The following is a 19,344-nucleotide window of genomic DNA, read 5'->3' as shown; positions in this document are numbered from 1 at the left end:
TAAACGCTTCTTACTTGCAAGAAACTCACAAATAACATTAACGTTTGCTGAACTGGAATCTCTTGCGTGCTTTTGGTTGACCTGGTTTTTTACGTTCAACCGAACGAGGATCGCGGGTAACGAAGCCTTCAGCTCTTAAAGCAGACTTGTCTTCCGGATTGATCTTGATCAACGCGCGGGCAATTGCCAAACGAGCTGCTTCAGACTGACCTTTGAAACCACCTCCGTCAAGATTAATCTTAATGTCGTATTGTTCAGCAACATTCAATTTTGCCAAAGGCTGCTTAACAATAAACTGAAGAATTGTTGAAGGGAAGTAAGTTGTAAGATCACGTTTGTTGATTGTAATCTTTCCTGTTCCTTCGCTAACGAATACGCGAGCAACTGCAGCTTTACGTCTTCCTATTGCATTTACTACTTCCATACTAGTTATTTAAGTGAGTTTATATCAATTTCTTTAGGCTGTTGAGCTTCGTGCTTGTGCTCAGTGCCTGCATACACGTACATGTTGCCAAGCAATTTCGCACCCAGACGATTCTTTGGCAGCATACCCTTCACTACTTTTTCGAACAAACGACGTTCGCCCTTCTTCATCAATGAAGCAGGAGTATATTCGATTTGTCCACCTGGATAACCAGTGTATCTCAGATAAACACGGTCGTTCCACTTATTTCCGGTAAGAACGACTTTGTCTGCATTGATAATAATTACATTATCACCACAATCAACGTGAGGGGTAAAGTTGGGTTTGTACTTACCACGCAAAAGCTTTGCTACTTTTGCGCAAAGGCGACCCAAAGACTGACCTGTTGCGTCAACAATCACCCATTCTTTGTTTACAGTTGCTTTGTTTGCAGAAATGGTCTTAAAACTTAAAGTATCCACTTGCTTAAAATTAATTTAATTAATAATTCAAAAAACAAATTCTTTTGCATGAGCTCCTTCGGACACATGAAGTAACAACATGCTAAGAATTAAACTCTTAGTACAATTTGATAATAATCGGCTTGCAAAGGTACGGCTTTTCTTTAAATAAAAAAACTTTTGCCTATGTTTTTAACAGACAACTCAAAGCAAATCAAGCCTAACGGAAGAAATAGCCTAGTGAAAAGGTGATATTGTTCTGATAAACGGAAGAGGCTCCCTGAGGTTTTTCGGCCAACCGGTCCAAGGTTCCGCAGGTGGCATGTATGCCAAAGAATACATCTTTATAAATCGCACTTAATCCAACATTTACACCCAGATCGAAGGGCTTGAGGTCATTTTCCTCCGTTTGTCCGAATTTGATATCATAATCGGCCTGTCCGGATTTCATATTCCCGAAAAGAGAATAATTAAAATTCGGTCCAAGAGAAATTCCCAGCTTAGCTTCATTGATAGGAATAGAGTAAACCACATTCAGAGGTACCTGAATGGAATAGTAGTAGCATGAATGGGCGGTAGGCGTTGTACTGTTTTCGAAAGCCTCGTACGAACCTCCCTGGTTTATAAATACAAGCTCCGGCCTTAGTGAAAATCGTTTATACACCGGAACGTCCAGCATTCCAGCCACACTGAAGCCAAAACGGGCTCCCGATACAGGCGACCCATCCACCTTCTGGACAAGAGCGGAAGAACCGATCCCTGCCCTAACCCCGAACGACACCTGTCCGTAAACAGCAGGCACCATCAACATCACCAAACATAGTAGCAGTATCTTTTTCATGTATATGTATTTTCCAATTATTTCTGATAAACAAAGATATGCTTTTTTTATATATCCAAATCAACTATAACGGTTTTTAATATATTTATTGATATCCCTCAAACAGCACATCTTGATTACAACCGGCCTCCATACAGTAAAAGTATGCAGCAATAACCAAAGGACACACGACTTAAACCTTGGTGGGGAAATTCCTGCTAAGACGGGTGTACAACCGGGGTTTTAAACGAGATTTACCCTTCCTGTTTTTACATTTTCCCTTAAGGGATTAACTCCGTTCATGCCATAGATTAGTCGTTTTCATTCCAGACTTTACTCGTCTTCCAACTGAGGGACAATAGTCACACATCTGAGTGATCATTGTCACACAGATGGAGGACAATGATCACTCAGATGAGAGACGAAGAATATACTTTAGGTTAACGACTAATCATCGTTATGAAAAACATTAAGTCCTTAAGGGAAAACCTCTGATTCAGGAATGAAAAACGTTTAAAACTACCGCTTAAGATTAAAGTTGGACTTACGGCGGTACTCAACGGTCTGATTACAGTCTGTCGAACCATACAAGATAGTATCTTGAAAACATTTCCGAGACGCTTTCGCCCCGGAATGACAGATGACAGATGAAACAGATCCGTCACATACCATCTGTCATTTCCAAAAGCCGCTCCCATAAAGGGTTTTGAGCATAAAAATGACAGATGACAGATTGTTTTGACAAAAACTCTTTCCAATGGAGGTTGTAAGACGATTAGATAAGAAATGAAGCAGATTTATCAGTAATTAATCCACAACATTTGCACTAGATTTGCACTAGAATGTAACGTTAAGAGCAATAAAAAGGCATAAATCGGACTTAGAATTTTGCTTGAAGGCATAAAAAAAGCACCTACAATTTAATGTAAGTGCTTAATTTTCAGTTAGTCGGGGTGAGACGATTCGAACGTCCGACCACGCGCCCCCCAGACGCGTACTCTAACCGGGCTGAGCTACACCCCGAGTAATCTTTACGGGTGCAAAAGTAGTGGTTTTTTATTAAATGCCAAAACTTTCGCGGTAAAAATCGAACGACTCAAGTACTTTTTCTTTTGTTACCGATTGATTGATCTGAACCTCACCTACTTGAGAAAGCAGGGTGAAATTAATAATACCTCCTTCATTTTTCTTATCGTGCGTCATAAGCTCGTACAAAGCCTCGTAATCGTCGCAATTAAAGAAAAACGGGGGATAATATTTCTTCAGATAATATACCACCTGCGATAGGTTTTCCATGGGGAAACCACACTTTTTGTAAGACAGATATAGCTCGCTTACCAAACCGGCGGCAACGGCATGTCCGTGCAATACGGGTCTTCCCTTTCTGAAAGATAAACTTTCGTAAGCGTGACCAACGGTATGTCCCAGATTAAGGGCCTTGCGTATGCCCATCTCTTTAGGATCTTCCTCCACAATCCGCTCCTTTACAGCTACAGATTGAGCTACCATCTGATTCAGCAGGGTATAATCTACCCGGTCCAGATCAAATGAGAGGATGGCACGATACGTTTCCATGTTGCTAATTAATGCATGCTTCACCATCTCGGCATAACCCGAAAGCAGGTTGTCCCGGTCTAACGTCTTCAGAAAAGACGAATCGATCAGCACGCACAACGGAGGATAAAAAGAGCCTATCTCATTTTTAAGTCCATTAAAATTTATACCGGTCTTCCCTCCTACTGCGGCATCCACGGAAGCCATCAGTGTAGTTGGCACATTTACAGAATGTATTCCGCGTTTAAATGTAGCAGCCACAAAACCACCCATATCGGTGATCATGCCGCCTCCCACATTTAACAGCAGCGAGTTTCTGGATGCACCTTCGTTGCAAAGGCGCATCCAGATTGCTGTTACCTGTTCAATATTTTTATTGGTATCTCCTGCCTCTACCGTAATGACCGGCGCTCCCTGCAATTGGGGAACCTCCTTCAGCATCGGCAAACAGAGTTCCAATGTATTGGAATCTGTAAGCACGAATAGTTTGTCATACTTTACCGACTGGAGAAAATTCTGTAACTCCGACTGTAAGTTCTTACATATTATTACGTTCTGAGCCGCCATAGTTCTTAATTTAATCCGGCTGCTTCTACAATGGCATTCACTGCATCAGCCAGTCCGTTAACATCCTTTCCTCCGGCTGTAGCATAGTGAGGCTGACCGCCACCACCGCCTTTGATGAATTGAGCTCCCGATTTGATCAGCTTGCTTGCATCAAGTCCTTCGGCAACCAATTCGTCGCTTATCATCACCTGAAGCTGGCATTTAGCACCTTCGTCCACACCGGCAACAAACAGGAATTTACCCTTTACCTCGCCACGGATCTGGAATGCCACATCTTTCATTATTTCGGAACTTCCGCCTCCACGGAATACAATCACCTTTACACCTAGGCTTTCAGTAGCTTCATCGATAAGACGTTTTTTAAGTTCAACAGCCTTTTCTTTCAGGAATTCGCCAACCTGTTTCTTAAGTTCGGAACTTTCATCGATTGTTTTCTTAATAGCCTGTACCAGGTTCGGAATGTTATTCATCATGCCGCGCAACTCGCGGATTAAATCTTGTTGAGCATACAGGTAGTTTTCGGCTCCCTGGGCAGTAACTGCTTCAATACGACGTACGCCGGCTGCAACAGCACCTTCGGATACAATACGAAATGCCCCAATCATTCCGGTGGCCGGGATATGGGTTCCTCCACAAAGCTCCACCGAACTTCCGTACTTAACCACACGCACTTCGTCGCCATACTTTTCGCCAAACAATGCCATAGCTCCCATTTCTCTGGCCTGAGCAATCGGCATGGAACGGTGTTCCTCCAACGAGAAGTTGGAACGGATCTTTTCCGACACCAGCTTTTCAACAGTTCGGATCTCTTCGTCGGTCACCTTCTGGAAATGAGAGAAGTCGAAACGAAGCGACTCCGGAGAAACATTAGATCCTTTTTGTTCAACATGGTCGCCCAACACTTCGCGTAAAGCTTCGTGCAACAGGTGGGTGGCAGAGTGATTACACTCGCACTGGATTCTCTTTTCCGTATTGATTTTAGCGGTGAAGGTTGCCGTAATATCTTTAGGCAATTTAGCTGACAGATGAACCGCCAGGTTGTTTTCGCGCTTTGTATCGATAATATCAAGCTGCTCATCGTCCGAGATAAGCCAGCCTGAATCTCCTACCTGTCCACCCATTTCGGCATAGAAAGGAGTTACATCCAGTACAAGCTGATATAGTTCTTTATTTTTCTGTTTGATTTTACGGTAACGCAAAATCTCGGCATCACATTCAAACTGATCGTAACCAACAAATTTACTGTCGCCTTCCTTCACAATAACCCAGTCGCCTGTTTCGATGGCGGCAGCATTACGTGCACGGTCTTTCTGCTTTTGCATCTCGGCTGTAAATTCGTCGATGTTTACCTCCATCCCGTTTTCGCGAAGAATAAGTTCGGTAAGGTCTAACGGAAAACCAAAGGTATCGTACAGTGTAAAGGCATCCACCCCGCTGATAATGTTCTTGCCGGCAGCTTTAGCCTCATCAATCTTCTTATCCAGCAGACGAATACCGGTTTCCAGCGTACGCAGAAAGGATTCTTCTTCCTCCTTGATTACTTTTTCGATCAGGGTTTTCTGTGCCTGCAACTCTGGATAAGCATCGCCCATCACCTCGATAAGAGTAGGCAGCAGCTGATACATAAATGCTTCGCGACGGCCCAGGAAAGTATAGCCGTAGCGAACGGCACGACGAAGAATACGACGGATTACATAGCCGGCCTTTGCATTGGATGGCAGCTGACCGTCTGTAATTGAGAAAGCGATGGTACGGATATGGTCGGCAATTACACGCATGGCAATATCTTGCTGGTTGTTTTGGCCGTAAGTAACTCCTGCCATCGAAGCGATATGCTGAATAATGGGCTGGAACACATCGGTATCGTAATTCGAAATTTTACCTTGCAAAGCCATACAAAGACGTTCGAAACCCATACCGGTATCAATTACCTTGGCAGGCAACGATTCCAGTGAGCCGTCTGATTTACGGTTGAACTGCATAAATACAAGGTTCCATATTTCAATTACCTGCGGATGACTTTGATTAACCAGTGTCAATCCGTCTACTTCGGCACGTTCGTGGTCCGGACGGATATCAACGTGTATTTCAGAACAGGGACCGCAAGGACCGGTGTCGCCCATTTCCCAGAAATTATCTTTTTTATTTCCGTTGATGATACGGTCTTTAGGCAGGTACTGTTCCCAATAGCCTGCAGCCTCGTTGTCGCGCTCCAGTCCTTCGGAGGCACTTCCTTCAAATACGGTGGCATACAAACGGTTGGGATCCAGCTTAAGTACCTCAACAAGGTATTCCCATGCCCAGTTGATTGCCTCTTTCTTGAAATAATCTCCAAAGGACCAGTTTCCCAACATCTCGAACATGGTGTGGTGGTACGTATCATGTCCTACCTCTTCAAGATCATTATGCTTACCGCTTACGCGAAGACATTTCTGAGAATCCGCGACACGGGGATATTTTATGGGCACATTTCCCAAAATAATATCTTTAAACTGATTCATCCCTGCATTGGTAAACATCAATGTAGGGTCTCCCTTAATTACCATAGGTGCGGAAGGTACAATCTGGTGTTGCTTGGATGCAAAGAACGATTTAAATGATTCCCGGATTTCTTTTGCTGTCAACATAATCAATAATCTGTATTCTAGTGTCGTTAATATTCTGAAAAACAATTTGCAAAAGTACCATAAATTATTATTTTTGCACTTAGTTCACGCAATAAATATTCAATGAAACTATTCAAAAGTCGGAAAACATACTATTTATATAATCCTAATACACTTAATTACGAGCGGGTTTATCCTTCCGCCAAGGATCGCTTTTTTATTGTTCTGCGCCATCTGAGCATTGGTATCGCGATTGGTGTAGGTATATTCTTTATAATGGTATATGCTGTGGAGTCTCCCAGGGAGTCGCTCATGCAAAAGGAGAACAAGCTGCTTCAAACACAATACGAGGTATTATCCCTTCGGCTTAACGAGGCTCTCAGTGTATTGAACGATATTCAGCTTCGGGATGAAAACCTGTACCGCGCAATCTTTCAGACCGAATCGATTCCCGAGTCGGTACGTAAGGCCGGCTTTGGCGGCACCAACCGCTACGAACATCTGCTTACGCTAAGCAACCCGGATCTGGTGGTTTCCACCACTCAAAAGATGGACATGTTAAGCAAACAGCTTTATATCCAGTCCAATTCGCTGGAAGAGCTTATCCATCTGGGTAAAAATCAGGAAGAACGACTGAAGTGTATCCCTGCCATCCAGCCCATATCCAATAAAGACTTACGGCAGACGGCTTCGGGCTACGGGATGCGTATCGACCCGATCTACCGTACTCCCCGTTTCCACTCAGGAATGGACTTTTCCGCTAAAAAGGGAACCGATGTGTATGCTACCGGAAACGGAGTGGTTACCTTTGCTTCATGGAAACAGGGGTATGGCAATTGCCTGGTTATAAAACACGGATTCGGTTACGAGACGCTTTACGGCCATCTGGATAAGTTTAAGGCCCGGGTGGGCCAGAAGGTTACCCGCGGCGAAGTTATCGGTACGGTTGGAAACACGGGTAAGTCTACCGGTCCACATTTACATTACGAGGTTATGGTACGTGGTAAATACGACAATCCTGCCAAGTATTACTTTATGGATCTAACACCCGAAGAATACGACAGGATGATTCAGATTGCAGAAAATCATGGTCAGGTAATGGATTAATAAAACAAAAATGGGACTTAAAAAAGATAAGGATGTCAAGATTTATTCTTCTATCAGCGAGGTAGCTCAGCTCTTTGGGGTAAATGAGTCTACGCTGCGTTTTTGGGAGAAGGAATTTGATATTATCAATCCCAGAAAAACCGCCAAAGGTACCCGCTTCTATACCAAGGAGGATATTGATGCCGTACGGCTGATCTACCACCTTGTAAAGGAAAGAGGACTCACCCTGGCAGGTGCCAAACAAAAACTGAAAGACAACAAAGATACAGTTATCCGGCAGGAAGATATTGTAAACAGACTTAAAGCCATACGCGAAGAGCTGAACAAATTAAAAGAGGCCTTTGATGCGCTTCAGCCCGGCAACGAATAAGCTGTAACAAAAATTGGAGACAATAAATTAGTACGTAAAGGCGAAAATAAGTACATTCGCATCCTATTTATAAAAAGCGACTAACATGGAAGTATCAGGAAAGATTATTGCTATTCTACCCATTCAAGGAGGAACCAGCAAAAGTGGAAATGAGTGGAAAAAGCAGGATTATATCTTGGAAACACATGATCAATACCCCAAGAAGATATGCTTTAACTTGTGGGGAGAGAAGATCGATCAGTATGCCATTCAATCCGGCGAGGAAGTTACCGTCTCTTTTGATATAGAAAGCAGGGAGTTTAATGGTAAATGGTATACCAACATCAACGGATGGAAAGTAGATCGTGCCGATGCTGCCCAGGCTATGCCTGCAGCCGGATACACCCCGGATAACTTTGCCACGGGTGCCGTACCTACCGCTCCCGACTTTGGACCGGTAAATCCGATTGATGATCTGCCTTTCTAAACAATAGGACATAAAGCGGGTCGGCTCTTTTGAAACAAGAACCGGCCCGTTTTATTTTATCCTATTAGTCGGCAATCCTGCCTACTGATTTGATATTTTTAATTTTGGCCAGGGTTACACACATCTTCTGAATATCTTCCACATCGTGTACCTTCATTTTAATCTTGCCTTCAAAAACCCCGTCTTTAGCTTCGATTGTCAGCCGCTGGATATTTACCGAAAATTGCTCCGAGATGGTTTTCGTAATGATATTGAGCACACCGATGGAATCTATTCCTTTTACTTCGAGTGTTGCTTCAAAAGAGGCGTTTTTATGACTGCTCCACTCTGTAGAAAGGATCCGTTCGCCAAAGCTGCTCTTCAGCCGCATGGCAATAGGGCACGAACGTTTGTGTACTACCACATTTCCATCGTCGTTTACAAACCCGAAGGCATCATCGCCCGGAATCGGTTTGCAGCAATCGGCTATCACATAATTCCGTTCAAAAGCCTCCTCCCTCAACACATAGGGTTTTGTTTTGTCGTAAGCAGGTTTCTTGTCGGCCTCGTCGGGCAACGGTTCGGGTGCTTTAACCGGTTTAGGGGTTACGCCCAAAGCCTGCTTTACATATTTGAAAAGAACATTGTCCGTTTTCTCCTTCAACAACTTTTTCACATTGTCGGGCAAGGTTACGTCTCCCTTCTCGACAGCATAAAAGAACTCATCACGTTTGGCAAAACCGAAGTAGACAGACAGCTTTTCTATATTGGCAACAGAAGCTTCCACTTCCGATCGGGTAAGCAGGTTCATTACTTTTGTTTCACCGGCCTTTGCCATCTCCTTACGCGTACGTTTCAATACGGCATCAATCTTGGCACGGGCACGGGCCGTTGTAACGAAGCTGAGCCATTCGGGCTGCGGCTCCTGCGACCGGGAGGTAAGCACCTCTACCTGGTCTCCACTGGTAAGCGGGTGACTCAATGGCACCAACCGGTGGTTTACCTTGGCTCCGATGCAATGGTAGCCGATGTTGCTGTGTAAGGCGTAGGCAAAATCCAGCGCTGTAGCGCCGAGAGGTAATGTCTTGATATCTCCTTTGGGGGTGAAAACAAATATTTCGGACGAGAAAAGATTCAGTTTAATGGTATCGAGGAAGTCGAGTGCATTGGGATCCGGACTTTCCAGAATCTCGGTAATGGTCTGCAGCCACTTATCAAGTTCGGTATCTTCATCCACATTATTCTCTTTGTATTTCCAATGGGCTGCAAATCCTTTTTCGGCTATGTCGTCCATTCTGCGGCTTCGTATCTGCACCTCTACCCATTGTCCGTCGGGCCCCATTACAGTTAGGTGTAGAGCCTGATAACCATTGGCTTTAGGTCTGCTTACCCAGTCGCGGATACGGTCCGGACGAATCCGATAGATATCCGTTATAGCCGAATAAATATCCCAACATTGGTTCTTCTCGTCGATACCCGGAATGGGGTCGAAAATAATCCGTACGGCAAAGATGTCGTATATATCTTCAAACGTCACACCTTTGGATTCCATCTTACACCAAATGGAGTAGACAGACTTTACCCTGTCCCGCATCTCATAGGTAAGCCCCATGGCGCTGAGTTTATTGTTTACAGGTACGGCGAAATGATCATAAAGAGCCCTTCGGGACTCTTCCGTTGCTTTGAGCTTCGCCTTAATAAAGTCGTATTCTTTGGGGTGTTCGTATTTAAAGCTTAGATCTTCTAATTCCGTTTTTATGGTAAAAAGGCCCAGCCGATGGGCAAGGGGGGCATACAGATAGAGTGTTTCGCCGGCAATCTTAAATTGTTTGGCCGGCAACATCGAACCGAGCGTTCTCATATTATGCAGGCGGTCTGCAATCTTGATCAGGATAACACGGATATCGTCACTCATGGTAAGCAGCAGCTTTCTGAAGTTCTCGGCTTGTGCCGATGCCTTCTCTCCAAAGATTCCTCCGGATATCTTGGTGAGTCCGTCCACGATCTGGGCTATTTTCTCGCCAAACATATCGCGGATGTCGTCTACGGTATATTCGGTATCTTCCACCACATCGTGAAGCAGCGCAGAACAAATGGAAGTGGAACCCAATCCCATTTCCCTGCAAACAATACGTGCTACCGCTAAAGGATGAAGGATGTAGGGTTCACCGGAACGTCTTTTCACTCCATTGTGCGCCTGATTAGCAAAATTGAATGCTTTTGTAATACGTTCAACTTTCCTCCTGTGATTGGAATTAAGATAGTCATTCAGAAGGTTAGAAAATTCCTCCTGAATAAGCTGTTCATCTGCTGATAATATATCGTTTGCTTCACTCATATCCACTACCTCCTTTTAATATACTATAGGTACAAATATACAAATATTTGCAAGAAAGTAGCAGTGCTGAGTAAAATAGTTTACACAACAGGGATTTTAAGAACTTGTCCCGGACGGATATCCGAATTAGGCAACCCATTCGTTTCCTGAATTACCTGAGCAGTTACACCCGGGTACTTTTTCGAAATGGTATATAACGAATCTCCCGATTTAACCTTATAGGATATATAATCGCCTGATGCAGCAACCGGTGTTTTTGCAGCGGTCGACTTGGAGGCAGGTTCGGAAGCTGTTTTTTCCGAAGAGGCGGACGACTTATCGGCTAGGCGTACTCCACCGTTATCAATATAAAGAACAAGGCGTCTGCCGCTTACCACTTTGGAAGATTTTAACTTGTTCCACTTACGTACATCCCTCGAGGCTACACCATACAGGTTTGAAATCGTGTAGAGGTTCTCGCCCCTCTTTACTACGTGAGTGATCCGCTCTTTCGTATCCGATTTAGAATCGTTGCCGGAAGCGTCCGGGATGAGATTTGCTAAAAACTCTTCGGCCTTGTACTTGCGGATGGAGTCTTCCATAGTAACAAATGCATAGGCATGAGCTGCTGTAAGTTTTAAGACAGAAGGAGTTGAGCTACCCGGAATGATATCTCTTTTGTATTGGGGATTGAGCGCTTTAAGTTGTCCGATATCTGCACCCAACACATCCGACACCTGTTGCAGATGAATCGTGTTATTTACCATAACCGTATCGGTTGCCAGCGGCAGCGAAGTTTCTATCGCACACAAATTATGGTCGCACGAATAGTTCATGATATAGTTAGCCGCAATAAATAAGGGAACATACGAGCGTGTCTCTTTAGGCAGATAGGGGAAAATCGCCCAGAAGTCGCGTTTGCCGCCCGAACGGCGAATGGCTTTATTTACATTACCCGGACCGCAATTATAAGAGGCAATCACCAAATTCCAGTCACCGTAAATAGCATACATATCTTTAAAGTAGCGACAGGCAGCATCCGTTGCCTTAACCGGATCACGGCGTTCGTCTACCAGGCTGTTAATCTCCAAGCCGTAGCTCTTTCCCGTAGGAAGCATGAACTGCCATAATCCGCAGGCACCCACTCTTGAAAGCGCTACAGGATTTAAGGCCGATTCTACCACCGCCAGATACTTAAGCTCCAACGGCAATCCGTAGGCATCCAGCTTTTGTTCGATCAGCGGAAAATAAAAGTCGGCCATTCCCAACATGTATCGTACCAATCCCCTGCGTCTGCCGGCATAAAGTTCGATACAATTACGCACCACCGGATTGTACGTCATCGGTATAATGCGAGGCAGGCGTTTCAGCCGGTCTACATAAACCGAGTCGGCAAATGAAACATTGAATTCGGAATCCTCACAGAAATCATCTTTCTTTGTAAAATACTGAATATGCCACGTGTTGAGCAGACTGTCTACGTTCGCATCCAGACTCTCGGGTATCAAACCAACTTCTTCCGATATTGAATCTGTCGGCATCGTTTCGTACGTATTAGTCACTTTCTGAGCAAAGGCGACAGAAAGAGACAGGCATATTCCTGACAGTGCAAGCAGATATCGTCTCATATAGTATTAAAATTTTATGCTGCAGTTCAGACCATAGGTCCTCGAACTATAACTAGTTGGCTGCGTCATCACCGGTTCTACACGAAGAGACAAATCAGGTGAAATATCAAAATCAAACAACTGGGCATCTACATAGGCATCAATCATCGTAATGAAATAGACTCCAACAGTGATGATTACACTTAAATCGCGGTACCGGCGGTAATAGTCTTTACTCCGTTTAAGCTGATCTTTGAAGTTGGCATCATTCAGGTAATCATCGGGGTTTGCATTAGCCGGAAGAAAATCGATCCAACTGTTATTCTCGAGAGGCTTTTCACTCATGATCCCTTTATAAGCCTCCAGATAATCCTGGTAATTACGGTTATTCCAGGTTATTGCATATGCACATCCCATAAACGCACCGTAAACCAACGGAAGCTTCCAATACTTACGGTTGTATATTTGTCCCAATCCGGGAAATATCGCCGAATATAAAACCGCCTTTGTGGGATCTGGCTTAAAGGCCGGAAGTTCAGGCAAAGGCAAAGGCAATGAATCTGCAGAAGCCAACACGGCTGCCACCGCCGAGTCCGGAACCACAACCTGTGCCTCTGTAGAATCCGTTCGCACCGTCTGAGCAAAACAATGCCCCGGCAACCACGTGAGCAGCAACAGACCTATACCTACACAAAATCGGACTACATACTGAATCATAGGCATTTTATCGTTTCAACTTATCTAAAAGCATGATCAGCTTTTCAAGTTCATCTTCTGAAGCAAAAGGAATGGTAATTTTCCCTTTACCTTTTTCGTTGCACGAAAGATTGACGCGGGTGTTGAAAAAGCGCGACAGATGATCCTTCAACAGATTATACTCCTCGGGTAGCAACTTCTTTTTAGGCTGTTCATCCTTTGCTTCGGGAACTGCTACTTCGGCGGCATTGCGCACAAGCTCTTCCACCTGGCGGACAGACAATCCATCCTGCAATATCTGTTCGTACAAAGCCAGCTGAATTTCGGGATCCTGTACAGAGATCAGTGCTCTGGCGTGTCCCATATCTATTTTCTTATCCTTGAGTCCCACCTGTATTTCGGCAGGCAGTTTAAGCAGACGAAGGTAGTTTGCGATTGTTGTTCGCTTCTTTCCAACCCGTTCACTCAGTTTCTCCTGGGTAAGTTCGTAATTATCAATTAGCTTTTGATAGGCCAAAGCGATTTCTATGGCATTCAGGTCTTCGCGCTGAATGTTCTCTATCAGGGCCATCTCCACCACATGCTCGTCGGCGGCTGTTTTAATATAAGCGGGTATCTCTTCCAATCCGGCTTTAAGGGAGGCTCTGTAACGGCGCTCACCCGATATGATCATATATCTGTCCGGACCAATTTCTTTCAGGGTGATCGGCTGGATAACACCCAATGAGCGTATAGACGTAGCTAATTCTTCCAATGCCTCTTCTTCAAACATGGAACGTGGCTGGTCCGGATTAGGCTGAATTTTTGATAAAGATATTTCACTGATAGAGGATGATCCTCCCGTTTTCAGGTCTTCCATCGTTATTAAAGCATCCAGTCCGCGTCCGAGTGCCGATCTCTTTATTGCTGCCATATATACTTTTATCTTCTTTTATTTATTCTTATCTATCAGCTCGCGTGCAAGCTGCATATGATTAACTGCACCTCTGGATTCTGCATCGTACAACAATGCCGGAATTCCGTAACTGGGTGCCTCGCTGAGTTTGATGTTACGCTGTATCACCGTAGTGAAGACCAGTTCCCTGAAGTGGCGTTTTACCTCTTCATAGATCTGATTGGCCAGACGAAGTCTCGAATCGTACATGGTAAGAAGGAATCCTTCTATCTCAAGCTGCGGATTAAGCTTCGACTTTATGATTTTAATGGTATTAAGCAATTTGCTGATTCCTTCCAACGCAAAATATTCGCATTGTACGGGGATGATAACAGAGTCTGCTGCCGTAAGGGCATTAACTGTTATTAAGCCGAGAGACGGAGAGCAGTCTATAAGAATAAAATCATACAGCTCTTTTAATGGGAGCAAAAGCTGCTTGAGAATCTTTTCACGCTGATCCAGGTTCAGCATCTCAATCTCCGCTCCTACCAAATCAATATGCGATGGAATTATATCTAAACCTTCAACCTGCGTTTTCGAAATTGCACTCCGCGCATCCACTCCATTCACAATACACTCATAAATGGAAACTTCGACACTGCGGATATCAATTCCCAATCCGGACGACGCATTGGCCTGAGGGTCTGCATCTACAACAAGCACCTTTTTTTCAAGAGCAGCCAGCGATGCAGCCAGATTAATGGTCGTTGTGGTCTTACCCACTCCTCCCTTCTGATTTGCTAAAGCGATAATTTTTCCCATAATTTCACGTTTAATTCGGTAGCAAAACTAAACATAAATCACTAATCCAAATCCTGTTAAGGCAAAACAATCACTGGTTTGTTGATAAGTTGCCCGAACTGTTGATAACTTGCAAATATAAACAGAATAAATTAAATATCTGAACGAACACTTGAAGCCGGATCCTTTTTTAGATTACTTTATAATATAATCCTTATTTCGGGGTGGACAGAGATTCGAACATATATCGTGCTGCCCGGTGTGATGCGCCCGGACTTCCGAGCCTGTTTATCACCTCGTCGTAACCTTCCAGCATCGTGTTTCTGTAGGCTTCGACCCGGATGATTTTATTCAGTTCTTCGCGGATTGCCTGGCAGGAGAAGGAATCGGCAAACAATTCCTGTACAACTGTTTTATCAGCAATCAGATTGACCAGCGAAATGTATTTGATATGAAAGAAGTGAGTAAACACAAATCTGACCAGCTTTTTAACGGGTGTTTTATAGCAAACCACCTGAGGAACCCTGAAAAGAGCTGTCTCGAGCGTTGCAGTTCCCGAAGTAACCAAGGCCGCCTTACTTTGCTGCAGCAGCCTGTACGTCTGATCAAAGACTATGCTTGCTTTATGATTTCCAATATATTCTTTATAATATCCGGGGTCTATACCTGGGGCTCCGGCAATTACGTATTGAAATTCCGTGAATCCCGAAACGGCATCCAGCATGGTGGGCAGATTGTCTTTTATCTCCTGTCGCCTGCTTCCTGCCAGAAGAGCGATTACCGGTTTATCCGGTAATTGGTTTTCCCGTATAAACTGGGCAAATGTTTCGTTGGCACAAGTCCGGTTCGCCACAGAGTCGACCGACGGATTACCAACATATGTCACCTTATAATTCAGCTTCCGAAAGAAATCCGGTTCAAAAGGCAGAATACAGAACATCTTGTCTACATACTTTTTAAAGGACTTGATCCGGTATTGTTTCCAGGCCCAAATTTTAGGAGAGATGTAGTAATACACAGGAATGTTCAGAACCGTCTTCACAAACTTGGCTATTTTAAGATTGAATCCCGGATAGTCAATCAATATTACTACATCCGGGTTATAAAGCTTAATATCCTCCTCACAGGTTTTCATATTCCTCAGAATGGTCTTCAGGTTCAGCAGCACGGGTATAAAGCCCATAAATGCCATGTCCCTGTAGTGTTTAACAAGGACTCCCCCCTTGGCCGACATAAGGTCTCCTCCAAAGAAACGGAACTCCGCATGCGGATCTTCCTTCTTTAGTCCGTCCATCAGATTCGATGCGTGCAAATCTCCGGAGGCTTCACCTGCAATCAGATAATATTTCATTGCTCTTCAATCTCCCATTGCTTAAAACGATTCAGGTAAGCATAGTCGGTCACGTCTATCTTGCAGGGGACCAACGAGGCATATCCTGCCTCCAATGCAACGGTGTCGCTATCGTCCTGCACAGGGTGATGATTCTGAAATTCGCCTGTCAGCCAGTAGACCTCTTTACCTGCCGGGCTCTTCATCCGTAAAAACTCTTTCACCCAGCGGCCATCGGCCTGTTTACAGACTTTCATCCCTTTTACTCTTGGAATATTAGGTACATTCAGGTTCAAATAGGTTCCTTTGGGCAGTCCCTCCTTCAAAACCGTACGGGCCAGCTTACGGGCCAGACGGCAGCTTTCGGTAAAATCTGCATCGGGATGTGTATCGGTCAGGGAAACTCCGATGGAGGGTATATTAAAGATACATCCTTCAATTGCGGCCCCCATGGTACCCGAATAATGAACACAGATTGCCATATTGGTTCCATGATTTATACCAGAGACCAACAGGTCGGGTTTCCGATCCAATACTTCGTTCACTGCCAGCTTAACACAGTCTACCGGAGTGCCCGAACAACAGTATTGCGTGAGGCCTTCCTCTTTCTTTACAAGGGTGTAGTGAATAGGAGCCACAGAAGTAATGGCACTTGACATGCCGGAACGTGGTCCGTCCGGAGCAAACACTACAATATCACCTACTGCCCGAAGACAAAATATCAATTCTTTAATTCCTTTTGCCTGAATACCATCGTCGTTTGTGATCAGGATCAAAGGTCTGTCATTCATCATACTTTTATACCTTTCAATTTCGTTGTAAAGGTACAAATTATTTGAGTTCCCTACAAAACAGGAAATCTTTAACATCTTTTTCAATTATTGTTTGCAGCATTTCCGGGCGTCATGCATCTTTATTAGTGTAAATCATAAAGTAACAATATAAAATTGAATTCTATGAAAGCATTTAAAGTATTTGTAATTCTTACCGGTCTGATTTTAACCCCTCTGGTATTTAATTCATGCTTAAGTGACGATGATGATTATTCTTTAGGTAAATTTTGGATATCCATCGCGACTGTCGAGCCGCTTGACAACAATACGTATTCGTTGATCCTGGATGATGGAACGAAGCTTTGGCCTGCTGCTACCAATTATCCGGGTTACGATCCGAAAAATGATCAGCGTGCTCTGGTAAATTACACAATCTTATCGGATTCCATTCAGGGATACGATCATTTTATCAAGGTAAACAGTATCCAAAATATCCTGACTAAACCTATCGCCACTTTAACAGCAGAAAATGATTCTGTTTATGGAAATGATCCGGTTAAAATTATTGACATGTGGGTAGGCGGTGGTTACCTGAATGTACAGTTCGGGTTCAATTACGGTGGATCAAAGGCACACTTTATCAATCTGGTGCAGGATACAACCCAGACATCGACTCCCAAAGTATTGGAGTTCAGACACAATGCCTATAACGACCAGCCCGTTGCCGGTAAAGAAGGTCTTGTAGCCTTTAACCTGAGCAAGTTGGTTGAAGCAGGTAAAGATTCAGTAAATTTCAAAGTCAAGGTTAAGACCTTTGACGGTGAAAAGACGTACGACATGAGTTATAACTGGAAAAGCAAAGAGGTGGAAGCTTCTAAAAAGATTTCGGTAAATTCATTCGGGAATATCAAATAAAACCCTTCCTACATAACTTTTATTTTATCATTTAGTTCAGCAAAAGAGAGACACCGTGAGGGTGCCTCTCTTTTTTTTGTAAGAATATTATTTGGTATATGTCATCAACCGGTCCATCATCGTAAAGAAGATAAAGAAACTCACCATCGATAAAATAGACAGTACGTAGGGGAACGACTCCCTGATCTGAAAATAAAGAGTACCCAGATCATTTTTATGTGTGATAAGCAAAAGCAAGCCTACAAGGATCAACAATAAACATCCGATGCCTAAAGCGATTATACCTCCTTGCGAATAGCCCTCATCTACAATTACCGGACGCTTTAAGGGAGCCTCTTTTTGAATCAAATCCATGATTTTAAGATCCATCCCTTTGGGTGGAGTCTCGCGGCAATCCTTTAATAAAGCCCGCGTAAGGTTATCTGCTTTTTGATTTATAGAGTTCATATCATATTTACCATTTCATGTTTAGCTATTTTCTGCAAAGATTCATAAAAATGTTTCCGTCCACGGAACAATTTTACTTTAATATTAGAAGTTGTGAGTTCCGTAATCTGACGGATCTCATCAATAGAGCACTCTTCCAGATAGTACAAAGATAATAAAAGAGCTTCATCCTTTGGCATCTTTTTCAAAACTTTGGTAATAATCTCCTTCCGATCCTCGCGTTGCAGTATCTCCGTTGCACTGTCTATATCATCGTCGGTCAGATCGGCTGGTGTTGCCTCATCATAGCTGGAAAACAGGCGCTGCTGCCTTAATGCCGATAAGGAAGTGTGATACACAATCCGATAAAACCAGGTTGAGAATTTACTTCCGAACTGGAAGGTTGGGAGCGCCCTATACATCTTCACATAGGAATCTTGTACGGCCTCCTCCGCCTCTTCGCGGTTCTCCAGAATACGGAATGCGATGCTAAAGGCCATTTGCTGATACTTTGTGACGAGGCAGGAGAAACTTTGTGTATCTCCTGCCAGGATGTTTTCAATCCACCTTTGTTCGTCCATGCAATCTTGCCTGTTTGATTTTATGAATTACTGTTTTCTTAGATTTCCGGATTATTATCCTGTTTCTGCATACTCCGTATCATAAAGAAGTAGGCTAAAAAGGCAATTCCTCCGAACAAAATAGTCATGATTGCAATCATAAAATCGCCGGCAAAGCTATCACGCAGCCACGTTTCGCTGATTCCTAAACCAATCATAGCTCCCACAGCAAGTCCAACCAAAAGCAATCCGTTACGTAAAGCGGTATATTTGTTTGTCCGCTTTTCGGGTTCCTGCAAAATCATTCCTTTTTCAATCATTGCCAGTTTTTCCTGGTGTTTAGTCTGTACGCTTTTATACACAATAATTGAAATTACTAAAATTGGCAATCCAATCGTACAAATAATTGCCACAATGGGGATTAATAAACCTGACATACTGTTGTTATTTTAATTAATTATTCTTGTTACATATATGACAACGGGAGTGGATTTTCGGTTACAAAAAACAGATACAAAAAAAGAATATTTTTTAAAGTAGCATACAAAGTGGTATTTAGTAAGCTTACATCCTCCTTATACTATGTTTAAAATATATATCTTTACAAGCTTCGCCCCATGGGCGCGTTTCAACAGCTCCATGGAGACGTTTTAACGGGCCCATGGGGACGATTTACAAATATAGTATTCTTTGAGCTTAAAGATAGTCTTCT

The 19,344-nt window shown here is 43.6% G+C and carries 19 protein-coding genes and 1 tRNA gene; 4 read left to right on the top strand and 16 right to left on the bottom strand.

Annotation, left to right across the window (positions count from 1 at the left end):
* Nucleotides 1-37 precede the first annotated feature (37 nt).
* The 6 genes from rpsI to alaS form a co-directional block, all read right to left on the bottom strand.
* Entirely contained in the window at nucleotides 38-424 is a 387-nt protein-coding gene (rpsI, locus tag AB7E53_RS00270) for a 30S ribosomal protein S9 (protein ID WP_079682636.1), read from the bottom strand.
* A gap of 5 nt (nucleotides 425-429) precedes the next feature.
* Complete coding sequence (rplM, locus tag AB7E53_RS00265) at nucleotides 430-885, bottom strand: 50S ribosomal protein L13 (RefSeq protein WP_079682637.1); 456 nt, start codon at nucleotides 883-885, stop codon at nucleotides 430-432.
* A 199-nt stretch (nucleotides 886-1,084) separates the two neighbouring features.
* Nucleotides 1,085-1,705, bottom strand: coding sequence for a porin family protein (locus AB7E53_RS00260; RefSeq protein ID WP_350456420.1), 621 nt, complete (start codon nucleotides 1,703-1,705; stop codon nucleotides 1,085-1,087).
* Nucleotides 1,706-2,632: 927 nt separating this feature from the next.
* Nucleotides 2,633-2,707, bottom strand: a tRNA-Pro gene (locus tag AB7E53_RS00255).
* 36 nt (nucleotides 2,708-2,743) lie between these two features.
* The gene (gene aroB, locus AB7E53_RS00250; protein WP_371689518.1) at nucleotides 2,744-3,805 is read right to left on the bottom strand and encodes a 3-dehydroquinate synthase; all 1,062 of its coding nucleotides are present in this window, start codon (nucleotides 3,803-3,805) and stop codon (nucleotides 2,744-2,746) included.
* Nucleotides 3,806-3,810: 5 nt separating this feature from the next.
* Entirely contained in the window at nucleotides 3,811-6,432 is a 2,622-nt protein-coding gene (gene alaS / locus AB7E53_RS00245; RefSeq protein WP_446773514.1) for an alanine--tRNA ligase, read from the bottom strand.
* A 102-nt stretch (nucleotides 6,433-6,534) separates the two neighbouring features.
* On the opposite strand from alaS, the gene AB7E53_RS00240 reads away from it, so the two are divergent.
* From AB7E53_RS00240 to AB7E53_RS00230, 3 genes are all read left to right on the top strand, one after another.
* Nucleotides 6,535-7,518, top strand: a complete 984-nt coding sequence (locus tag AB7E53_RS00240; protein ID WP_079682641.1) for a M23 family metallopeptidase — start codon at nucleotides 6,535-6,537, stop codon at nucleotides 7,516-7,518.
* Between the two features lie 10 nt (nucleotides 7,519-7,528).
* Entirely contained in the window at nucleotides 7,529-7,888 is a 360-nt protein-coding gene (locus tag AB7E53_RS00235; protein ID WP_068186516.1) for a MerR family transcriptional regulator, read from the top strand.
* Nucleotides 7,889-7,973: 85 nt separating this feature from the next.
* The gene (locus AB7E53_RS00230) at nucleotides 7,974-8,354 is read left to right on the top strand and encodes a DUF3127 domain-containing protein (protein WP_068186514.1); all 381 of its coding nucleotides are present in this window, start codon (nucleotides 7,974-7,976) and stop codon (nucleotides 8,352-8,354) included.
* Nucleotides 8,355-8,418: 64 nt separating this feature from the next.
* Here AB7E53_RS00230 and AB7E53_RS00225 read toward each other — a convergent pair whose 3' ends face one another.
* From AB7E53_RS00225 to surE, 7 genes are all read right to left on the bottom strand, one after another.
* The gene (locus AB7E53_RS00225) at nucleotides 8,419-10,671 is read right to left on the bottom strand and encodes a RelA/SpoT family protein (protein ID WP_421468817.1); all 2,253 of its coding nucleotides are present in this window, start codon (nucleotides 10,669-10,671) and stop codon (nucleotides 8,419-8,421) included.
* An 80-nt stretch (nucleotides 10,672-10,751) separates the two neighbouring features.
* Entirely contained in the window at nucleotides 10,752-12,278 is a 1,527-nt protein-coding gene (locus AB7E53_RS00220) for a transglycosylase SLT domain-containing protein (RefSeq protein ID WP_446773513.1), read from the bottom strand.
* 6 nt (nucleotides 12,279-12,284) lie between these two features.
* On the bottom strand, nucleotides 12,285-12,974 hold the full coding sequence (locus tag AB7E53_RS00215) for a DUF5683 domain-containing protein (RefSeq protein WP_179399678.1): 690 nt from the start codon (nucleotides 12,972-12,974) through the stop codon (nucleotides 12,285-12,287).
* Between the two features lie 7 nt (nucleotides 12,975-12,981).
* Complete coding sequence (locus AB7E53_RS00210; RefSeq protein ID WP_446771713.1) at nucleotides 12,982-13,866, bottom strand: ParB/RepB/Spo0J family partition protein; 885 nt, start codon at nucleotides 13,864-13,866, stop codon at nucleotides 12,982-12,984.
* Between the two features lie 18 nt (nucleotides 13,867-13,884).
* Nucleotides 13,885-14,649 (bottom strand): ParA family protein, encoded by a 765-nt coding sequence (locus AB7E53_RS00205; protein WP_079682647.1) that lies wholly within the window; start codon nucleotides 14,647-14,649, stop codon nucleotides 13,885-13,887.
* A 193-nt stretch (nucleotides 14,650-14,842) separates the two neighbouring features.
* Nucleotides 14,843-15,979: a lipid-A-disaccharide synthase gene (lpxB, locus tag AB7E53_RS00200; RefSeq protein WP_446773512.1), complete on the bottom strand. Its 1,137-nt coding sequence runs from the start codon at nucleotides 15,977-15,979 to the stop codon at nucleotides 14,843-14,845.
* Nucleotides 15,976-16,752: a 5'/3'-nucleotidase SurE gene (surE, locus tag AB7E53_RS00195; protein WP_068186531.1), complete on the bottom strand. Its 777-nt coding sequence runs from the start codon at nucleotides 16,750-16,752 to the stop codon at nucleotides 15,976-15,978. The genes lpxB and surE overlap by 4 nt, the downstream gene beginning before the upstream one ends.
* Nucleotides 16,753-16,914: 162 nt before the next feature.
* On the opposite strand from surE, the gene AB7E53_RS00190 reads away from it, so the two are divergent.
* Nucleotides 16,915-17,646 carry a NigD-like protein gene (locus AB7E53_RS00190; RefSeq protein ID WP_068186503.1) on the top strand — a complete coding sequence of 244 codons (732 nt, stop codon included), beginning with the start codon at nucleotides 16,915-16,917 and terminating at the stop codon, nucleotides 17,644-17,646.
* An 87-nt stretch (nucleotides 17,647-17,733) separates the two neighbouring features.
* Here AB7E53_RS00190 and AB7E53_RS00185 read toward each other — a convergent pair whose 3' ends face one another.
* From AB7E53_RS00185 to AB7E53_RS00175, 3 genes are read right to left on the bottom strand one after another with little or no spacing between them, the layout of a single operon-like run.
* A complete protein-coding gene (locus AB7E53_RS00185) occupies nucleotides 17,734-18,093 on the bottom strand; it encodes a hypothetical protein (RefSeq protein WP_446773511.1) in 360 nt (119 codons plus the stop codon).
* On the bottom strand, nucleotides 18,090-18,653 hold the full coding sequence (locus tag AB7E53_RS00180) for an RNA polymerase sigma factor (RefSeq protein ID WP_068186499.1): 564 nt from the start codon (nucleotides 18,651-18,653) through the stop codon (nucleotides 18,090-18,092). Before AB7E53_RS00180 ends, AB7E53_RS00185 begins: the two co-directional genes overlap by 4 nt.
* A gap of 38 nt (nucleotides 18,654-18,691) precedes the next feature.
* Nucleotides 18,692-19,069 carry a DUF6249 domain-containing protein gene (locus AB7E53_RS00175; protein WP_079682650.1) on the bottom strand — a complete coding sequence of 126 codons (378 nt, stop codon included), beginning with the start codon at nucleotides 19,067-19,069 and terminating at the stop codon, nucleotides 18,692-18,694.
* Between the last annotated feature and the right edge of the window lie 275 nt (nucleotides 19,070-19,344).

The organism is Macellibacteroides sp., from assembly GCF_050251695.1.
In the GTDB taxonomy this organism is placed as follows: domain Bacteria; phylum Bacteroidota; class Bacteroidia; order Bacteroidales; family Tannerellaceae; genus Macellibacteroides; species Macellibacteroides fermentans.
The sequence above is the reverse complement of the archived record's forward strand: the minus strand, read 5'-3'. Positions and strand labels throughout refer to the sequence as shown.